Origin of the sequence: Sphingomonas sp. NPDC079357, assembly GCF_044901155.1 — a bacterium.
Taxonomy (GTDB): domain Bacteria; phylum Pseudomonadota; class Alphaproteobacteria; order Sphingomonadales; family Sphingomonadaceae; genus Sphingomonas.
This window is the reverse complement of the sequence record NZ_JBJDOM010000001.1, coordinates 870,425-886,828: the sequence shown is the minus strand read 5'-3', so window position 1 is coordinate 886,828 and position 16,404 is coordinate 870,425. Positions and strand designations below refer to the sequence as shown.

General features: G+C 67.0%; 16 protein-coding genes. 3 read left to right on the top strand and 13 right to left on the bottom strand.

Annotated features, from left to right (window positions below; translation table 11 throughout):
• Positions 1-10 precede the first annotated feature (10 nt).
• From ACI2JO_RS04150 to ACI2JO_RS04140, 3 genes are all read right to left on the bottom strand, one after another.
• Positions 11-2,338: a type IV secretion system DNA-binding domain-containing protein gene (locus ACI2JO_RS04150; protein ID WP_404719466.1), complete on the bottom strand. Its 2,328-nt coding sequence runs from the start codon at positions 2,336-2,338 to the stop codon at positions 11-13.
• Positions 2,328-2,744 (bottom strand): hypothetical protein, encoded by a 417-nt coding sequence (locus tag ACI2JO_RS04145; protein ID WP_404719465.1) that lies wholly within the window; start codon positions 2,742-2,744, stop codon positions 2,328-2,330. The genes ACI2JO_RS04150 and ACI2JO_RS04145 overlap by 11 nt, the downstream gene beginning before the upstream one ends.
• Positions 2,745-3,098: 354 nt before the next feature.
• Positions 3,099-3,341 (bottom strand): hypothetical protein, encoded by a 243-nt coding sequence (locus tag ACI2JO_RS04140; protein WP_404719464.1) that lies wholly within the window; start codon positions 3,339-3,341, stop codon positions 3,099-3,101.
• Between the two features lie 410 nt (positions 3,342-3,751).
• On the opposite strand from ACI2JO_RS04140, the gene ACI2JO_RS04135 reads away from it, so the two are divergent.
• Together ACI2JO_RS04135 and ACI2JO_RS04130 are read left to right on the top strand one after the other, a co-directional pair.
• The gene (locus ACI2JO_RS04135) at positions 3,752-4,039 is read left to right on the top strand and encodes a DUF6437 family protein (RefSeq protein ID WP_404719463.1); all 288 of its coding nucleotides are present in this window, start codon (positions 3,752-3,754) and stop codon (positions 4,037-4,039) included.
• Positions 4,032-4,247 (top strand): hypothetical protein, encoded by a 216-nt coding sequence (locus ACI2JO_RS04130; RefSeq protein ID WP_404719462.1) that lies wholly within the window; start codon positions 4,032-4,034, stop codon positions 4,245-4,247. Before ACI2JO_RS04135 ends, ACI2JO_RS04130 begins: the two co-directional genes overlap by 8 nt.
• 49 nt (positions 4,248-4,296) lie before the next feature.
• Here ACI2JO_RS04130 and ACI2JO_RS04125 read toward each other — a convergent pair whose 3' ends face one another.
• A complete protein-coding gene (locus tag ACI2JO_RS04125) occupies positions 4,297-4,704 on the bottom strand; it encodes a single-stranded DNA-binding protein (RefSeq protein WP_093330712.1) in 408 nt (135 codons plus the stop codon).
• 261 nt (positions 4,705-4,965) lie between these two features.
• Positions 4,966-5,421 (bottom strand): thermonuclease family protein, encoded by a 456-nt coding sequence (locus ACI2JO_RS04120; protein ID WP_404719461.1) that lies wholly within the window; start codon positions 5,419-5,421, stop codon positions 4,966-4,968.
• A gap of 102 nt (positions 5,422-5,523) precedes the next feature.
• On the opposite strand from ACI2JO_RS04120, the gene ACI2JO_RS04115 reads away from it, so the two are divergent.
• Entirely contained in the window at positions 5,524-6,225 is a 702-nt protein-coding gene (locus ACI2JO_RS04115; RefSeq protein ID WP_404719460.1) for a DUF2161 domain-containing phosphodiesterase, read from the top strand.
• 95 nt (positions 6,226-6,320) lie between these two features.
• Here the strand turns inward: ACI2JO_RS04115 and ACI2JO_RS04110 are convergent, their stop codons facing one another.
• From ACI2JO_RS04110 to ACI2JO_RS04075, 8 genes are all read right to left on the bottom strand, one after another.
• A complete protein-coding gene (locus ACI2JO_RS04110; RefSeq protein WP_404719459.1) occupies positions 6,321-7,292 on the bottom strand; it encodes a DUF2493 domain-containing protein in 972 nt (323 codons plus the stop codon).
• 231 nt (positions 7,293-7,523) lie between these two features.
• The gene (locus ACI2JO_RS04105; protein ID WP_404719458.1) at positions 7,524-8,168 is read right to left on the bottom strand and encodes a hypothetical protein; all 645 of its coding nucleotides are present in this window, start codon (positions 8,166-8,168) and stop codon (positions 7,524-7,526) included.
• 64 nt (positions 8,169-8,232) lie between these two features.
• Complete coding sequence (locus tag ACI2JO_RS04100) at positions 8,233-9,150, bottom strand: ArdC family protein (RefSeq protein ID WP_404719457.1); 918 nt, start codon at positions 9,148-9,150, stop codon at positions 8,233-8,235.
• Positions 9,151-9,273: 123 nt separating this feature from the next.
• Positions 9,274-10,335 (bottom strand): hypothetical protein, encoded by a 1,062-nt coding sequence (locus ACI2JO_RS04095; RefSeq protein WP_404719456.1) that lies wholly within the window; start codon positions 10,333-10,335, stop codon positions 9,274-9,276.
• A 39-nt stretch (positions 10,336-10,374) separates the two neighbouring features.
• The gene (locus ACI2JO_RS04090) at positions 10,375-11,283 is read right to left on the bottom strand and encodes a ParB/RepB/Spo0J family partition protein (RefSeq protein WP_404719455.1); all 909 of its coding nucleotides are present in this window, start codon (positions 11,281-11,283) and stop codon (positions 10,375-10,377) included.
• Positions 11,284-11,386: 103 nt separating this feature from the next.
• Positions 11,387-11,845: a PIN domain-containing protein gene (locus tag ACI2JO_RS04085; RefSeq protein WP_404719454.1), complete on the bottom strand. Its 459-nt coding sequence runs from the start codon at positions 11,843-11,845 to the stop codon at positions 11,387-11,389.
• Positions 11,842-12,075 (bottom strand): type II toxin-antitoxin system Phd/YefM family antitoxin, encoded by a 234-nt coding sequence (locus tag ACI2JO_RS04080; RefSeq protein WP_404719453.1) that lies wholly within the window; start codon positions 12,073-12,075, stop codon positions 11,842-11,844. The genes ACI2JO_RS04085 and ACI2JO_RS04080 overlap by 4 nt, the downstream gene beginning before the upstream one ends.
• Positions 12,076-12,149: 74 nt before the next feature.
• Entirely contained in the window at positions 12,150-16,361 is a 4,212-nt protein-coding gene (locus tag ACI2JO_RS04075; protein ID WP_404719452.1) for a strawberry notch-like NTP hydrolase domain-containing protein, read from the bottom strand.
• Between the last annotated feature and the right edge of the window lie 43 nt (positions 16,362-16,404).

Below are 16,404 nucleotides of genomic sequence, written 5' to 3'. Positions count from 1 at the left end.
GGCGCACCTCTCAGAGCTCGATGCCGTCATCCGGCACCGGTGTGTCTCCCGGAGCGACCCCGGACTTCAGCTCGCGCAGCGAGATGTTTTCCTGGCCGGGGAGGGGGCGCACGCCACGGCCGAGATTGACGCTGCCGGGTGTGCCGGGCGGCGGCGCGAAGGGAGATCGCTCCATTCCTGCTGGAGGTCGGGTTGCAATCTCGGCGTCTTCTCCCTGGCCGCCGCGCGATGCTGTTCCGCCCATCTTCAACGCACGCGATGCAGGCGGAGTCGGAGGCTTGATGAAGGCCGGGCGTAGCGGCGCCAATGCAGGATTGGACGCGCTGGCAGGCACGTCCGCGGGCGGGATCGGGGGCTCGGTGGGGCGCTGATCGGCATAGTCGAACAAGGGGCCGGATCCCGCGTCTGACGGGACCGATTGCTCCCGGGCATCGCTGCTCGGGCCCGGTCCCTGGTCGGTCGCACCGGGTGCATCAGCGCCGTCGACAGAGGGCTCGTCTGGACGTTCTGCAGTCCCGTTCCCGGCTTCCGAGAGCGCCAATTTAGGTCGGGCGACGAAGGCCTCTGCGCGGCGCGGGAAGTCGACATAGGTGAGCCGGATCGGGGCTGCCGGAAAGCCATCGGGAAACTTCAGATACCCGCGCAGCCGCTGCAGGTTCATGAGCTGATCGGGGAGCAGCAGCGGCTCGATCTGGCGCCTCGGGGTCAGGCTGACGGCGTCCCGAGCGTTATTGTAGCCGTAGCTATAGCCTTCCTCCATCTCGCGATATTGGCGGTGGCCGATGAAGTCCGAGCACCAGGTCGCTGACTCCCGGTCGGCGGTCGCCAGGAACAACTTGGTCCGCGCCAGCGATGACAGGGTCATCGCCATGTTCTCGCCGTAGGTCTCCTTGAGCTTGGCATAAGCGTGCACGCCGGCGACGATCGCGCCGCCATAGTTCCGGACCGTCTGCAGGCCCTTCTCGATGGCGGGCAGGCGGTGCAGCGCGCCCAATTCGTCGAACAGAAACCAGAGCCGCAGGTCGCTCGATCGTTCGAGCGTCATCAGCGTGTTCATCGCGGTATCCATCCACACCGTCAGCAGGCGCGATGCGACCGACATGTCGACGTAGCGCGCGGACACGAACAGGATCGCGCCGGGCTTGCTGTCGCCGGTCACCCAGCGCTTGACCGAGAAGGGCGTCCCCGTCGTTGGCAGCATCCGGAGCGCCTTGGCGTTGGCGTTGAACACGGCGCGGATCGATTCCGCCATGCGGGCGGCTTCCGGTGCGGTGAGCGGATCGGCGACGGTGCCCTCCATCAGCTTGTGGACGTGGGCGAGACTCGCCGTCATCAGCTCCGTGCTGAGCGCTTCGTTGGTCGCGCGACCATCCCTGAGAAGCTTCAGGCACATCTCCACGAACAGCATGCGTGCGGCGAGCACCCAGAACTGTTCGGAGCCGCCGCCATCGTGCGGCACGAGCGCCTCGGACGCTGAGGTCAGTTCGGCCTCGTCGCTGCAATCTTCGAAGATCGACCACATCGGGCAGCGCGCATCGAGCGGGTTGAGGATGGTATCGGTCGCCTCGTCGAAGAACGCCTCGATGAAGGCACCGGTGAGGTCGAACACCACCGCCCTCGCACCCTTCGCGCGGACCTGCGCGAGCAGGTCACGCAACGCGACCGTCTTGCCCGTGCCGGTGGTCCCGATCAGCATCGCGTGGCTCTGCTCGAGGCGCCACGGGTAGGGCACGCCGGCGAGCGAATAGGGCTCGTACAAGCCGGCTTCGCGGAGCTCTGCGGCGAACGCATAGCGCCATCCTGAACCCAGCAGGCGGCGATATTCGGATGCCCGCTCGCGGGCGTTATGCGCTTCGATTTCAGTTACCAGCGCGGGCAGCTCGGCAAGGGTCGCGCCGCGCTCGTGGCGACTTTCCTTGGAGCGTCGGCCGAACCACGCTGCCAGCCAGGCGAAGGCCGCGATCGCGGGGACGGTGATGATCGCCGCGAGCATCGCGGCGGTGCCGGCAGCCGAGGTCATCCGGTCCCAGGCGGCGACCACGATCGGGTGCGTCGCGACGTGCGACATCGGCAGAAGCACGTGCCGACCAGACAGCGTCTCGAGGTTGACGGCCTTGGCCGGATCGAACTCGAACCAGGTGTAGATGCCGGCATAAAGCCGCATCCAGCAGAGATAGCTTTCATGGTCGGACAGCGCGGCCGATACCCGCCACCAGCACAGGCCTGTGAAGGTCGCGGCCGTCACCATCAGTGGCCCCTTCAGGCCGGCGGCGAACATAAAGCCGAAATGGCCGAGCAGCTGGCTGCCGCGGGTGAAGTTGGTGAACTTATGCCGCATGGGACTGGTCCTCCCGAGCGACGCGCTCCTGCCATTCCTTGATCAGGCGAGACCGGAGATCGGGATTGGGATGTTCGGTCAGCAAACCGTCCATCGCGATCGTCATGAAGAGGATGTGATTGCGCTGTTCGCGCGGGTCGTAGGCGACCCCGAACACGTCGTTGATGACGAGCTGGCGGAGCGCCGCTGCGATCGTAAGTTCCCGTGCCCGAGCACGTGCCGCGAAGGCGGTGCTGAGGTCATCCGTCACATAGCAGGCAAGCTGAAAACGTCGTTGCATATCACGCATCCATTCGCATGGAGCGTGGTGGGCACTACGCAAGGCAAGGAGAACATAGCCGGAACAAGGTCTCTGCGTCAAGGACCAGCGCCAGTATTCCGGCAGTTTTCCGAGGCTGATGGTCATTGGTGATCTGGTGGTCTTTGACCATGACTCGTGCCAGTGGTGGTCACGCGCTAAGTCACTGAAAAGACTACGACCTTCCTGCGGTGCACCGCGTAAGGTGTGCTCCCTGTCCCTTATGCCCAGAGATTGATGGTGGCGGTGATCTCGCTGCCTGAAACCCGGGATGATCAGTCGATACCGGAGGGCTCCAGTGCCGTGAGAGGCGGTGCTCGAAGCTTGGCGATCGAAGCACTTACGCAGGTGGGTGGAAGGCTGGTCGGGCGGGCGAGCCAGCTGGCAAAGCGGCGACGAGAAGCAGTGAAGACTAAGCTCTGGACGAGCACGACAAGAGGGAGCGTTGCGCCCCCTCCGTCTTCAGTATTCGTCATCCCGGCCGGCGGGCACGGTGTGGACGATCCGGTCTATCAGGTCCTGCATCAGCGTCTCGTAGTCCCCTTCATCGGCTACCCAGTAGCAGGCATCGTCCGTCCGGATGATGTGCTGGTCGAAGTAGCTGTAGGGCGCCCTTGCGCTTGCCTTTCCGTAGGCGGCCATGAAGGCCTCGTGCTCCAGCACGGTGTTGCTGTCGTTAGTGCTGATCGGGCTGAAGTAAGTCATCGTCCATCTCCTCAATCTCACGTGAAAGACGGAGGTCTCGCGACAGCGGGGAAGATCGGGGGTCAGGGACCGCACCCGCAGGGTGCGGCCGCGCAGCGGCGATGGGGGTCACGATTTTTCCGGCCGCGCCACCCGGCTCGAGGTGAGGCGCCAAGGCCCGATCGCGGCCGGAAAAATGGTGGGGCCCCGTCGTCCTTGAGGCCCGGTCTTCGCCGCTGTCATCCTGCCCATCGTTGAGCGAGTAGAAGAGTTCGGCCGGGACGGGCTCGATGCCCGTCCCGGCCGATTGGATGCGGTGAGCCCCGAGGCGGAGACCTCTTTCGCCCGCCTGCACAGGAATCGCTTTCCTACACCCGGGGCCCGCGCCAGTATCGCGGGTGGAAGGGGCTTCGACCGTAAGGAGATTGGTCGTGGCCAAGAAGAAGCCGAGCGCCTTGGAAGCGCTCACCCGACATGACGAAGAGCGTCTCGCGATGCAGACGAAGGGCGCCGAGCTCAGGCGTGCGGCGGCACTCGAGCTGGGTCTGATCGTGCTCGACGCTGGCGGTTCACGGCTCGGTGCCGACGCATTGCGGCGTCTTATCGCCGACGCCGTGGCTGCTCCCTCGCAAGACCGGGCGGCTCGCGAACGGGCTGGCAAGGCTGCTGTGCCTCGCATCGGTGCGGCAGTCGAAAGCGAGGAGAACAGCCATGGCTGAGCTTCTCGAGAGACACGATGTTGGCGATGTGGCGGAGGTCATCGCGATCATCGCCGATCCGGCAACCAGCTACTGGCTGCGTGATGCGATCGTGTCTGCCTGCACGCGTGATCCGTTCGATGCCGAACGGGATGCGCTGACACTGGCGGCGCTGCTGACCCGTCGGCTGGACGCGATGGTCGCCCGGCATTTCCCGAGCTGTCGATAACGCCAGGAGAGCCCCGGCGGCGGGTTGCCGCCGGGGTGATCCGCTGAGGTCAGAAGGGGAGATCGTCGTCGATGTCGGACTGGCTCGCCCCGCCTTCGGCCGCAGGCTTGCCCCGGCTGAGGAACTGCACGTCGTCTGCGATGATCTCGCAGCCGTACCGCTCGACGCCCTCCTTGTCGGTCCACTTGCTGTAGTGGATCCGGCCGCGCACCGACACCAGCATGCCTTTGGTCGCAAATTGCGAGACCGTCTTGCCGAGCCCGTTGAAGCAGGTGATGCGGTGCCACTCGGTTTCCTTGGCCGTAAAGCCGTTCGCATCCTTGAAGGTCTTGCCCTCGCTGTCGCGCTTGGGTCGGCTGGTGCCCAGGCTTAGCGAGGTGACGCGGGTGTCGCCGCGGGTGGTCCGGGTCTCGGGATCGGTGCCGAGATTGCCGACGAGAAGAACGGTGTTGGTCATGGGGCTCACTCCAAAGGGTCGTCGGGACCGTCCCGATCGACGGAGCCCCGGCCATGGCGAGGCAAGCCGAGACGACGCACCGCAGGCCCGTCAGGGCCGGAGGGGAACCCCCGAGACCAAGGCTGGCGCGGGCAGGGAGGGGCGAAGCCCCGAGCAACACGGGCCTGGGCTCGAGCGGGTTGTGTCGGATGGCGCCCGCCATAGGGGTGAGAAGTCGATGGGAGCGGTCCTGACCAGTCAGGATGGTCAAGCTCTGACGCTTCACCTTCTCCTGGAAAGCAGCCCCGCCGACTTACAGAGCCGGTCGCCACCATAGCGCTTCCACGCCAACGCATAGCCGCTCCGGACCATCGCGCAGGAGAGGTCGCCCGTTTGAGCCGAACGGCACAAAGCGCCGGTCCGATCGCCCTTCGCAGACCCGTTCGACACGCAGGTGAGGCGCGGCCCGCGAACGACGACATGGCCGGTGCGCCGCGTGCCGCGGGCACCGCCCAAGAGCGAGACGAGGTGGTCGCGTGCGGCGCGGCCGCTTGCCGTCGGACAGGGGTGCCCGGGCCGGCAGGTCTCGTCGATTTCGCGCGCGGCGATCCCCGCCAAACGAATACGCGGCCCTTCGGCGCACCAGATCGGCCCGTCGCCATCCCACACCGCCACGGGCGTGCAGGTGAAGGTTGCGCCGGGCGCAACCGCGCTGGCCAGGAGAAGAAGCAGGAGCATTCACGGCCTCTTACGCTGCGGTGGTCTCGGGACCAGCAGGATCGATGGTCGAGCGCTCGCGAAGCGCTTGATGCCGAACGCGCGGCAGCTACTGCACAGAGGATGACGAACAGGTCGGCCGCCACTCCCGAGACGTCGCTCTACGCGCCGATCAAGCGCTACCTTGAGACCTGCGGGTTCGAGGTCAAAGGCGAGGTCTGCGGCTGCGATATCGTCGGCCTGGCCGATGGCGAGCCGCCGCTGGTGGTGATCACCGAGCTGAAGCTATCCTTCTCGCTCGAACTCCTGCTCCAGGCCGTCGAGCGGACGCGCTCCTCGGACCTCGTTTATGTCGCGGTGCCGGCGACACGACGCGGCCGTTACCAGGACAAGAGGGTGCATCGGCTCTGCCGGATGCTCGGCATCGGTCTGCTCACGGTCGATCTGCGGCTGGGCAGCGTGAGCGTCATCTCCGAACCGACACCCTACCGGCCAAGGCCCAACCTGCCGCAGCGGCGGCGGCTTGTCGCCGAGCATCGTCGGCGCAGAGGGGATCCGACGGCGGGCGGATCAACCCGCCAGCCGATCATGACCGCCTATCGCCAGCGGGCGATCGCGTGCGCTGAAGCGATGCGGGATGGAGCGAAACGCCCGCGCGATCTGAAGGCCCTTGCCGAGGATGCCGGCGCGATCCTGTTGCGCAATGTCTATGGCTGGTTTGAGCGAACGGAGCGGGGGCTGTACGCCCTGACTCCTGCGGGGTGGGATGCCGTCGGCAGCGGGGATGTCGCGGCCGCGACAACCGATCAGCGCGAGGCGGCGTAGTCCTGAGCGGCGCGCCCTCCGTTGCGCCTCGGCCCTTCACACAGAGCTTGATCACAGGGGCAAGGGCGCCGCCGAAGCGACGCCCAAGCGAGCGGTCAACCCGCTACGGAAGCACCGGTCACCCGTGCGTTGTGCTTGGGATTGGTGCCGAGCGGTCCGCGACGATCGACGACGGCAATGCTGCGCTCCTTGGCCTGAATGACGAGCCGCTCCAGTACGCCATTGCCGGCGAATGCCACGACATAGCGGGGCTTCAATCCGAGCATCTGCTCGTTGCGACGGAAGCCGGCCCGTGCGCCCAGGCGCGTGTCGAGGCTGAAGCTGATCTGGGGCACCTTGTGGCGCTCGGCCCAGGATGCTGCGAGGCGGTCGGCTCCCTTGCCGTCGCCGCCGTGGACCAGCACCATGTCGGCGACGTTTGCGCGGACGCGGTCGAGCGTCTGCCAGATCGCATCGCCATAGGCCTTCGCGTCATCGGTCGTCTGGAAGGTCTGCCGTCCACCGGCGAACACGACTGGCGTTCCCTCGGGCATAGCGGCCCGGCGCTTGCCTTCGGCGCGCGCTTTCAGGAACTCGCGACCCTGTACGACCGCCGATGTCGTCAGCGCGTCGTGACTGAGCCGAGAGCCGCCGGCGGGCTTCCACGAGGACCCCGTCTCGGCGAGGTACAAGGATGCCGCGGTCTCTCGCAGGTTCTCGAGTGCGAGCATTTCTGCTTCGGCTTCCTGGGCACGTTCGACCTGCTGCTCAAGCTCGGACGTATGGACCTCAGACCCGTCGGCGGTTGCCAGCAACAAGCGGATCTCGTCGGTCGCGCGGTCGATCCGGGTCGAGGCCTTCGTTGCCGCACGGTGGAAAAGGTTCACGAACCCCCAACCGAGTTCCTCGGCCTGATCCTCGATGATCGTGTCGGTGAACAGCGCGAAGAGGTCGGACCAGACGGCGGCCAGTGTATGGTCGATCGCCTCGGGTTCCGGGCGGGCGAGGGTACGCGTACCGCGATCTGCGGTGATCGAGAGATGCCCGAGCTCTAGGGCGGCAAGCTGGGAGGCGAGGGTGGTCGGCATGAGAGGTCTCCTGTCAGACGCCGCATCCTTGCGGCGACGCAAGCCCTCCGACCCGCCGGCAGCAGGGACGCAGCGCCACCCACCGACAAGGCTGGCGCGGGCAGCCTCACCCGGTGCCCGGCACCGGCTGAGGCAACACGGGCCGCAGGCGGGCGGGTTGCGCGTGGACCGCCGGCGGGTAGAGGGCCTCTGCGGCCGCAGGTGGGGTCTGGGAGACCTTCTCTCGTGACCTCAGGCAACCAGCCGCGGCTGGAATTCAACGGGCATGGCAAGCCCGAGTTCGCGGGCGATACGGGCCGCCAGTGTGGCGGGATCCACCAACCCCGCCATCCGTGCCCAGTGGTTGCGTTCGCCGACATAGTCGGAGCGGCCGCGGCACCTGCGGAGCAGGATCTCACCTCGGCCAAAGCCGCCGATCGAGACCTGCACATAGAGCTCATCGCCGTGCAGGATGACCTCGCCGGAGACCGCGGGCCCACCCGCGCAGACCCGTATCTCGTACGTGCCGCTGGCGAGTTGGAGCGCTTCCGCAAGCCGCCGGAGCGCGCGGCGTGCCTCCGTATGAAAGGTCCGCTTGGCGTCTGCATCATTGTCGACGCCGCGAGCGGCAAGCACGGTCAGCAGGGGTGTGCGGGCGATCTCGGCCACCGCCTGCCCGCATAACGACCGCAGCGCGGCCCGGTCGGGCATCTTGGCGCGTGCGACGGCCCCGAGATGCTGCGCCAAGAGCACGACGGCAGGATCAGTTTCGAACGGTTTGCCTGCGTTGCGGCAGTCCTTGGCCGCGGCCTGGATGGCGTGCAGGCAGGCAGCGATGGTGTCGAGGCCACTCGGATCGAGCGCCTGCGCGAAGCGATAACCGACATCGTAGGTCATGGGGTGTCTCCGATGGAAAGAGAGTGTCGGGAGCGGACGCGTGCTTTCGCTCCCGGCGGCAGGATCAGGCGGCGAGGAGGGCGTCCGGCGCGTGCGCAACGCGAGCGAAGCCCAGCAGGAAGGCAGACGCCTCTTCGGCCTTGGCGGCAGCTGTCAGGATCGCCCGATTGTCGGCCTTCAGCACCTTGAGCCAGCACGCGAGGTAGCTCGCATGGTCGTCGAGGTGATCGACCGGCAGGCCGAGTTCGGCGCCAACCATGGCGGAGGCGAGCTCGGCGATCAGCTCTTCCATGGCATAGGCGTCGCTGCCGAACCGGTTGCCGAGAGAGCGCGCGAGCCGGCTCTGGTGTCCCGTCCAGTGCGCCAACTCGTGGGCGAGCGTGGACCGGTACAAGTCACGTGATCGGAACGCGGCAGGATCGGGCATCGTGATCTGGTCGACACTCGGCAGGTAATAGGCTTCGCCGCCGCCGTGGCGGATCGAGGCGGGGATCACGCCGAAGAAGGCGTCGAGCGCATGATCGCGCGCGGTCGGCTCGGGCAGCGGGATGGGCTCCGGCGTGAAGCGTTCGGGCAGGCCGTCGATCTGGTCGACATTGAAGACGGTGAAGCTTTTCAGCACACGGCGAGCTTCGTCCTCGCGCTCGCCCGTGGCGGGATCTTCGACCTCCTTGCTGTAGCTCTTGTAGAAGATGGCACAGGTGCCGCGTTCGCCCTTGCGGACCTGACCTCCGAGCAGTTGCGACTGATGGTAGGTCATCCAGGTCGGTGAGATGAAGCCGCGTGCCTGGGCAGCCATCCACAGCCAGATCACGTTCGCGCCGCGGTAGGCGGTTCCGCAGACGCGCAGTGGCCGCGAAACGGGGCCACCGGTCCAGGGCTGGCGCCACGGCCTGACGCCAGCCTCCAGGCGCTGGATAATGGCGTCGGTGATCGTCTCGGCGGGACTGACGGACACGGCGGAAGAACGTGTGGGGCGCATTGCGCATCTCCTCTCGGATAAGAGCCGGATCGGCTCGCCCCCGGCGACAGCCGTCTCCCCTCTCTCACCGGCCCCAAACAAAGGGGCGACCTCCAGTAGAGGCCGCCCCCGCGTCGCCGTCGTTCAGGCTGCTTCGCGATCGACCGCGTTGTCCTCCCCATCGCCGGCGTCCGCTTCGCTCATAGACGTGCCGTCCAGAGCAGGTGTGCTCTCCGGCGCTGCCTCGGCAGCCTTAGCCGGTGTGAAGCGCATCGCCGTCGGCAGCCACCCACGCGCCAAGTGCTTCGTGCCGACCTCACCGATGAAGTCGCCAGCGCAGATCTTCTCGCACGCGGCGGCGAGGTCGGACTTCTTGGCGTTGCCATACCGCGCGGCGAGCGCCGGCCCGTCGATCTCGGCAAGCGCGTCGAACATGACAGGCTTGGTGACCTTGTCGAAGAAGTTAGCGGCTGTCGGCCGCCACCATGCCGCGACGTCGATGCCGAGCAGCTGCCCCAGATGATCGTGAAAGTCACAGCCGCTCGCGCCGGCACCGAGCACGCTCGCCTCGAGTGTGGAAGCGACAGCGTGTCCGAGCCACGCGGCGCGCTCATCGGCGCCAAGCGCCCGGAAGGCATCGAAGCGGGCGCTCGCCGTCTCCAGCATGGTCCAGCTGCGGTCGAGTGCTTGCTCGGCCTCGATCCTCGCGAGCGTTGCCGCGGCCTCCGGTGTCTTGAAGCCGATCACAGGCTCCTGAGGCGCTCGGGCGCTGAGCGACGAGCCGTACCGCTCGACCCCATGTCCAGGCTTGCGATCGACCATCAGGAAGATCGCCAGGTCGAGGGCGAAGTCCGGGTAGGCGGCGACATGGACGGCGAGGATGTCGCGGCGCTGGATCGCGAGTTCGTCGGTCAGCCGCTGTGACAGCCCCACTGAGCGGGCGGGCGAGGCTGGCACTTCGTCGCCGATGTCACTCTCCGTCACTGCCTCCGGTTCTTGGACCGGTTCGACATAGAGCGTCTGATGGAGCCGCGGGGCGCCGTCCGGGCCGAGCACGAGGAAGGCGCCCACCGTCGGTCGCAGCTCTTCGGGGAGGACGGGAGGCCTCTCGGTGATTGTCTCGATTGCCCTTTCGATGCTTTCGAGCGCGGTCTCGGCGACGGCACGCTCGTCCTCGCTACTGTTCTCGTCCTCGATCAGCGCCATCTTGTCCGCAGCGTCCGCCTCCAGGGTGGCGATCTGGTCCTACTCGGCTGCGGAGAGCGATGGCGGCGCGAGATCGACGCGCTGCAGGCCCTCGGTCTGCTGCCAGTCGACGTAGCGATCCAGCGTCGGGCGGACCCAGGCGTATCCCGTTTCCGCCGCGACGGCGGCGGCGGCGGCTTCCATCATCTCGCTGGCGAGGCGCTCGAGGATGGCGATGTCCAGCCAGCGCGTGGTGCTGTCGTCGGCGAACAGGTCGCGATCGATCCGCCCACCCGCGGCGAGATACGCATCTTCCCCGACGAGGCGTGCGCGCGGATCAGCGCCGGAGACCGTCGCCTGCGTCATCATGCGCCGGATGCTGTCCGGATGCGCACCGCCATAGCCGCGGCTCATCTGGTCGAACACGTGCGCTTGACGCTCGCGATCAGGGGTCGAGGCGTACGCCTTGGCGATATCGAGTGTGATCTCGCCATCGGCGAGCGCCTGGAAGACGACCGGCGCGAGGCTCGCCAGCCGCAACCGACCTTCGACGAACCGCACGGTGACACCGAAACGGCGGGCAACGCCCTCTACATCGGAGCCTTGCTCGATGAAGTGCTGGAAGGCGAGACACTCGTCGGCTGGGTTCAGGGCGAGCTTCTGGAAGTTCTCGGCCAGGCTCGCTTCCGCAACGGCACTACCGAGGTCGTCGAGCACAAGGCAGGGAACGGCGAAGTCAGCAGGAAGCTTCCTGTCCTCGGCGAGAGCCTTGAGCGCATTGTGCCGTCGCCCGCCAGCCTCGACGGCGTAGGTGCCCCTAGGCTTCTTGTTGGCGGTTACGATCAGGTTCTGGAGCAGCCCGCGGGCCACGATATCGGCACGGAGCTGGGCATCGGCTGCGGCATCGCTGCGGCGGCGGACGTTCCGCTTGGACGGCACGAGCTTGCCGAGCGCTATAGTCTGGATCATCGTCGGTCTCCTTGGTCACGAGCCTCGGGCGCGTCTGCGCCGGCTCGCGTCCTCGACGCCTCCTTTCCTCCTCCAAGTCGTGTGAGGTGGGGGTTGCCCGAACTCAGGCGATGAGGCGGGTCAGACGCTCATCGACCGTCGTTGCAAACGGGTTGACCACGACGGTTCCCCGCCAGGAGAAGCCGTTGGTCATGTCCTCCGAGAGTAGGAGCGTGCAGCCGGCTTCGGCGGCGGCGTTCACGATCAGCGAGTCCCAGAACTGCAGCTTGTGGGTTGTGGCCAGGTCGAGCGCCGACAGGAAAGCCGAGGCGTTGCTGTCCGCGGTTCCGAAAGCCTGCGCCATGCGCAGCACCGCGTCGCGCGCCTCGTCGCGTGATGCGCCCGAGCGGGTCAGCACGACATAGAGCTCACCCAGGACCTGAACCGGCACGACGAGGGCGGCACGACCGCGCAGCTGCTTCAGGAGCATGCGGCTGGCGTCGATCTTCACTGCATCATCGGCATGCCGGTCAACGCCGGCGACATAGGCCAGCACGTTGGTATCGAAGGCGACGCGGGTCACTCGTACAGATCTTCGCGGCGCCACGCGTCCGCCCGTCGGCGCGGCAGAGTGGCGACGAAGTCGAGCAGCGCATCGAGCGCGGGGCCCTGCCGGTCGAGATCATCGACCGGCGTGACCTTTGCGACCGGGCGGCCACGAGATGTGACGACGAAAGTTTCGCCGTCCTGCACGTCGCGCAGCATCTCGGAGAAATGCTGGTTGGCATCGCTGGCGCTGATCGCACGTTCCATGGCCGGACCTTTCTAGTGGTAACGTCTAAATAGATGATGAGCGAGGCGCTGTCGAGCCGAACCCATGATCTCGACTATCTGCTCAACGCGGTCAGGATCTCCGGTGCCTTTGGAGCCGGTACGAACAGCCGGGTCTGGTACCGGATGATCTCGACGACACAGCCGAGCGCCTTCAGCTCGGGCAGGCGCGCCGGATCAAACCCTGTGAGCTCAAGCCGCTGCGACCCGCCGACAAGCGCCCGCTTAGCGTGCAGCTTGCCACCGTTGCCTACGGGGACAGTTCGCCCATCCTCGAGCACCGCCCTGACGAGATCGTCCGGCGCGACCACGGGCGCATCGAAGCCGAACCGATGGCCAAGCTCCGCCAGCGCCCGCGCGGGGATCTGCCTCCCGAGCAACGATTGTCCTGTCTCGTCGACCACGCGCACGACCTGGGCGAGTTCATCGGGCAGGGCGTCCCAGATCGGCAGGAGCAGACCGGTGACCAGGTGCATGGTCTCGGTCGACGTGGACGCAATCAGTTCGTCTACCTCAGCGGTCCAGGCGGACGCGAACCTGTCAGCTGTGGCGATGGTCCAACGTGTGTCGGCGAAGGCGTCACGATCAAGACGTTGGCGGCGCAAGGGACGAACGATCTCATAGCGCGGGCACAGCGTACCGTCCTCGCTGAGCACGCTCCGGCCATCCAGGCGCAGGGCGCTGCGACCTGACTGTTCGTTGACGAGGAAACGGGCATCCTTCCGTCGTGCGAGATCCATTACGTCGTCCAACGACAACGGCCGCGGGCGGCGTTCTAAGCCTAACGTGAGCAGATGCGTGGTGGAACCGCTGGTGGCATCGGTCCGGATCACGCGATCCTGCTCCACGCGCAACCGCTCGACCGCCAGTGTCTCGACGCCGAGGTCGAGCGTACCCGCCTTGCGCGCCGCGTCTACGCGCGCCTCGACCAGACCGAGATACTCGTCGAAGATCGCGTTCTGGAGCGCGATGGGAAAGGCGAGGAGACGGTTCAGCCATCGCTGTATCGGCGGCAGGTCGTCGCGCAGACCGCCGTCCTCAGCGGCAAGGCGGAGCCCCGAACGATCCTCGAAGTCACCCAGCGTCGTCGACTGAAGCTTCCCGGCATAGAGCAGGCGGTACCAGGCGATCAGCGCATCCTTGGCATAGTCGCTCTCGAGATTGTCGGCGGGGTCGAACAGGTTCTGACCACCGGTCTGGCGTTGTCCCCGAGTGAGCGCACCCAATGTGTCGAGGCGGCGAGCGATGGTGGAGATGAAGCGGCGTTCGCCGCGCACATCGGTCGTGACGGGCCGGAACAGGGGCGCCGATGCCTGCGCCGAGCGGTGGGTACGGCCGAGGCCCTGGATGGCCGCGTCGGCGCGCCAGCCGGGCTCGAGCAGATAGTGGATGCGGCGCGCCTGGTTCTTGGCGCGCAGGCAAGCGTGGTAGCTGCGTCCCGTTCCACCGGCGTCACTGAAGACGAGCAGTCTCTTGGTGCCGTCCATGAAGGCCTGGGACTCAGCGAGGTTTGACTTGGGCGTGCGGCGTTCGAGGCGCTGCGCACTGTTTGCATCCACGACGAGGCGGCGAGTGCGCCCGGTCACCTCTGCGACCTGGGAGGTGCCGAACCGCTCGATGATCGCGTCGAGCGCCGTGGCGATTGCCGGCAGGGCGCAGAGTTGCTCGACCAGAGCATCGCGCGCGGCCAGTGCGGCCTGGCTGTGCACGGGACGACCGTCTTCGTCGGTCATCGGCTCGGAGCGAACCGTGCCGTCCGCATCGGTGAAGACGCGCATCTGGCGGGTAGGAAAGGCGCCGAGCAGGTAGTCGACGACATATTCGCGAGGGGAGAGGTCGATCTCGAGCGCTTCGCGCTCGGCCGGATCGAGTTCGGCCAATCGCCGCGCGAGCATCGCCTCGGAGGTGGAGACCAGCTGAACCACGACGGCGTCGCCGCGGGCGAGGTCGGCTTCGATGGCAGGCAAGAGGCTCGGCAGCTTGGCGGACAGGAGAAGTTGCGCGAAGAAGCGCTGCTTGACGCTCTCGAACCGGGACAGCGCAGCCGATTTGGCATTCGGGTTCAACGTCGAGCCGGAGACGGTATCAACGACCCGGGTTTGCTCGAGCGCGGCATTCAGGTTGCGATGGATGATCGCCCAGGCCTCCGCATAGGCGTCGTAGACGTGGATCTGCTCGGGGGTGAGCGTGTGCTCCAGCAGGTCATATTCGACCCCGGCGAAGGACAGCGCACGCGCCGTGTAGACCCCAAGCGCCTTTAGGTCGCGGGCGACCAGCTCCATTGCCGCGATGCCGCCCTTGCGGACGCCGGTGATGAATGCCTCGCGGTCAGCGAATGCCGTTCCCGGTCCCCAGAGCCCGAGGCGTGTCGCATAGCTGAGGTTGGCGATGTTCGAGGCGCCCGTGGCCGAGACGTAGAGGGCGCGAGCGCGGGGGAGATGGTTCTGCAGCCGCAGACCTGCGACGCCCTGCTCCGATCCTTTGACCCGGCCGCGTGAGCCTTCGCCGCCTGCCGCGTTCGCGAGCGCGTGCGCTTCGTCGAACGCGATGACACCGTCGAACGCCTCGCCTGCCCAGTCGAGGATCTGGCGAAGGCGGGTCGCGTCCTCGCGCCCCGAGCGCAGTGTCGGATAGGTCACGAAGAGGATGCCGGCATCGAGCGCGATCGGCGTGCCGAGCTTCCATTGTGACAGGGGCTGGACGTCCAGTGCCATTCCGCCGAGCGCCCCCCAGTCGCGCCGTGCATCCTCCAGCAAGGCTTCGTTCTTGCTGAGCCAGAGGTGGCGTCGCCGTCCCCGCTGCCACTGATCGAGAATGATCCCGGCGATCTGACGCCCCTTTCCGGCGCCGGTGCCATCGCCGAGAAAGAAGCCCGCGGCATACGCAGCTCCGTCATCGGAGACTTCGAGTAAGCTACCCTCCTTGGCCGTATTGAAGCGACCCGGTAGGTCACGCTCGAAGGCCGCGCCGGCGTAGACGAGCGTTTCCAGCTGTGCCGCGGAAAGGAGTCCGTCGGTGATCACCTTAGCGGGGAGCAAAGGCGCGTAGACCGGTCGGGGAGCGGCGATCGAACCCATCGCCAGCGACTCGACGAGCGGGGTCGGGTGATCCTGTCCGTCGGGAAGGCTGAGCCGGCTGGGCCGCCATGGCAGGTAGATGCCGGCCGTCTCGCCGGTCGGGCTCGGTTCCTCGAGCGCAATGACCCGCAACGGCTGCGCCTCGGCATCCTGGTGCTCCGGCTTCGGAAGCGTGGGCGCGCGTGAGGCGCCACGAACTCCGCGGAAGAGCGACAGGCGCGGGGCGCGGGACGGCGAGGGCGGCGAAGGGGAGGATGGCGGCGTTGCGCGGGGAGGAAGCCGATCGACGAGTTCAAGGGCGCTAGAAAGGTCCTCGATGTCCGCCACCATCGGCACGCCGCCGTCAGTGACCCGGTCCCAGACGGCCAGCCGCACCGCGATGCCGGTGCCGTGCTTGGCATAAAGGCCGCGCCTCAGCGTCAGGTCCATGCGGCAAGTCCAAGACGAACCAAGCAGATCGCGACTGGACCAGGTCGGCATCAGCGCCACGATCCGTGCGCCGTCGGAGAGGCGTTTCGCAGCACCGAGCAGGTGGCGATCGGCTGCGTTCCGATCTTGGCCGCGTCCTTCGGAACGGGCGAAGGGAGGGTTCATGATGACGACGGTCGGGCGTTGGTCCGGCGGGAGCAGGTCGTCGATCAGCTCCCCGTCATAGCCGGTCACCTGAGCGTCGCCGAACGCCTCCCGCAGACACAGCCGGCGCACCGGGTCGATTTCGTTCAGGATGAGGCGCGTCCCTGCACGCGCGGCCGGCCAAGCGAGCATCCCTGTTCCGGCGGACGGTTCGAGCAGCGTGTCCGCCGAGGAAAGCGCGGCGGCCCGCCCCAGGAGCCACGCGATCGGAGCGGGCGTCGAGAATTGCTGAAGTACGAGCTGCTCCTCGGTGCGGATGCTCTGCGTCGGCAGCTGATCGGTCAGTGCCGCAAGGGCGGCGAGCGTTCCGAGGGTGTTGTCGTGCTCGCTCCACGCGGGCGAGGTGAGAAGAAGGATCTGCGCGAGCTCCAGCGCGTCATAGGCGTGGCGTATCGACCGATGGTCGCGCGCGCTCGCCTGCGAGCAGGCAGATTCGAACGATTGCCTCAGGAGCCGCTGGTCGATCGGCTCGCCGGCTTCCAGATAGCCGACGAGGGCATGAGCGAGCTTGATCACCGGGTCGGTGACCGGCGAGCGTGACAGGGCAAGTGCGGTCATCAGGAATCTCCCGCCCGACCGGCTTCATTGCCGGCACCAGGGC

What these genes read in the sequence shown, in the direction of transcription:
- ACI2JO_RS04150 (WP_404719466.1), bottom strand. Translation starts at nt 2,338, where the DNA reads ATGCGGCATAAGTTCACCAACTTCACCCGCGGCAGCCAGCTGCTCGGC.
- ACI2JO_RS04145 (WP_404719465.1), bottom strand. Translation starts at nt 2,744, where the DNA reads ATGACCATCAGCCTCGGAAAACTGCCGGAATACTGGCGCTGGTCCTTG.
- ACI2JO_RS04140 (WP_404719464.1), bottom strand. Translation starts at nt 3,341, where the DNA reads ATGACTTACTTCAGCCCGATCAGCACTAACGACAGCAACACCGTGCTG.
- ACI2JO_RS04130 (WP_404719462.1), top strand. Translation starts at nt 4,032, where the DNA reads ATGGCTGAGCTTCTCGAGAGACACGATGTTGGCGATGTGGCGGAGGTC.
- ACI2JO_RS04125 (WP_093330712.1), bottom strand. Translation starts at nt 4,704, where the DNA reads ATGACCAACACCGTTCTTCTCGTCGGCAATCTCGGCACCGATCCCGAG.
- ACI2JO_RS04120 (WP_404719461.1), bottom strand. Translation starts at nt 5,421, where the DNA reads ATGCTCCTGCTTCTTCTCCTGGCCAGCGCGGTTGCGCCCGGCGCAACC.
- ACI2JO_RS04115 (WP_404719460.1), top strand. Translation starts at nt 5,524, where the DNA reads ATGACGAACAGGTCGGCCGCCACTCCCGAGACGTCGCTCTACGCGCCG.
- ACI2JO_RS04110 (WP_404719459.1), bottom strand. Translation starts at nt 7,292, where the DNA reads ATGCCGACCACCCTCGCCTCCCAGCTTGCCGCCCTAGAGCTCGGGCAT.
- ACI2JO_RS04105 (WP_404719458.1), bottom strand. Translation starts at nt 8,168, where the DNA reads ATGACCTACGATGTCGGTTATCGCTTCGCGCAGGCGCTCGATCCGAGT.
- ACI2JO_RS04100 (WP_404719457.1), bottom strand. Translation starts at nt 9,150, where the DNA reads ATGCGCCCCACACGTTCTTCCGCCGTGTCCGTCAGTCCCGCCGAGACG.
- ACI2JO_RS04095 (WP_404719456.1), bottom strand. Translation starts at nt 10,335, where the DNA reads ATGGCGCTGATCGAGGACGAGAACAGTAGCGAGGACGAGCGTGCCGTC.
- ACI2JO_RS04090 (WP_404719455.1), bottom strand. Translation starts at nt 11,283, where the DNA reads ATGATCCAGACTATAGCGCTCGGCAAGCTCGTGCCGTCCAAGCGGAAC.
- ACI2JO_RS04080 (WP_404719453.1), bottom strand. Translation starts at nt 12,075, where the DNA reads ATGGAACGTGCGATCAGCGCCAGCGATGCCAACCAGCATTTCTCCGAG.
- ACI2JO_RS04075 (WP_404719452.1), bottom strand. Translation starts at nt 16,361, where the DNA reads ATGACCGCACTTGCCCTGTCACGCTCGCCGGTCACCGACCCGGTGATC.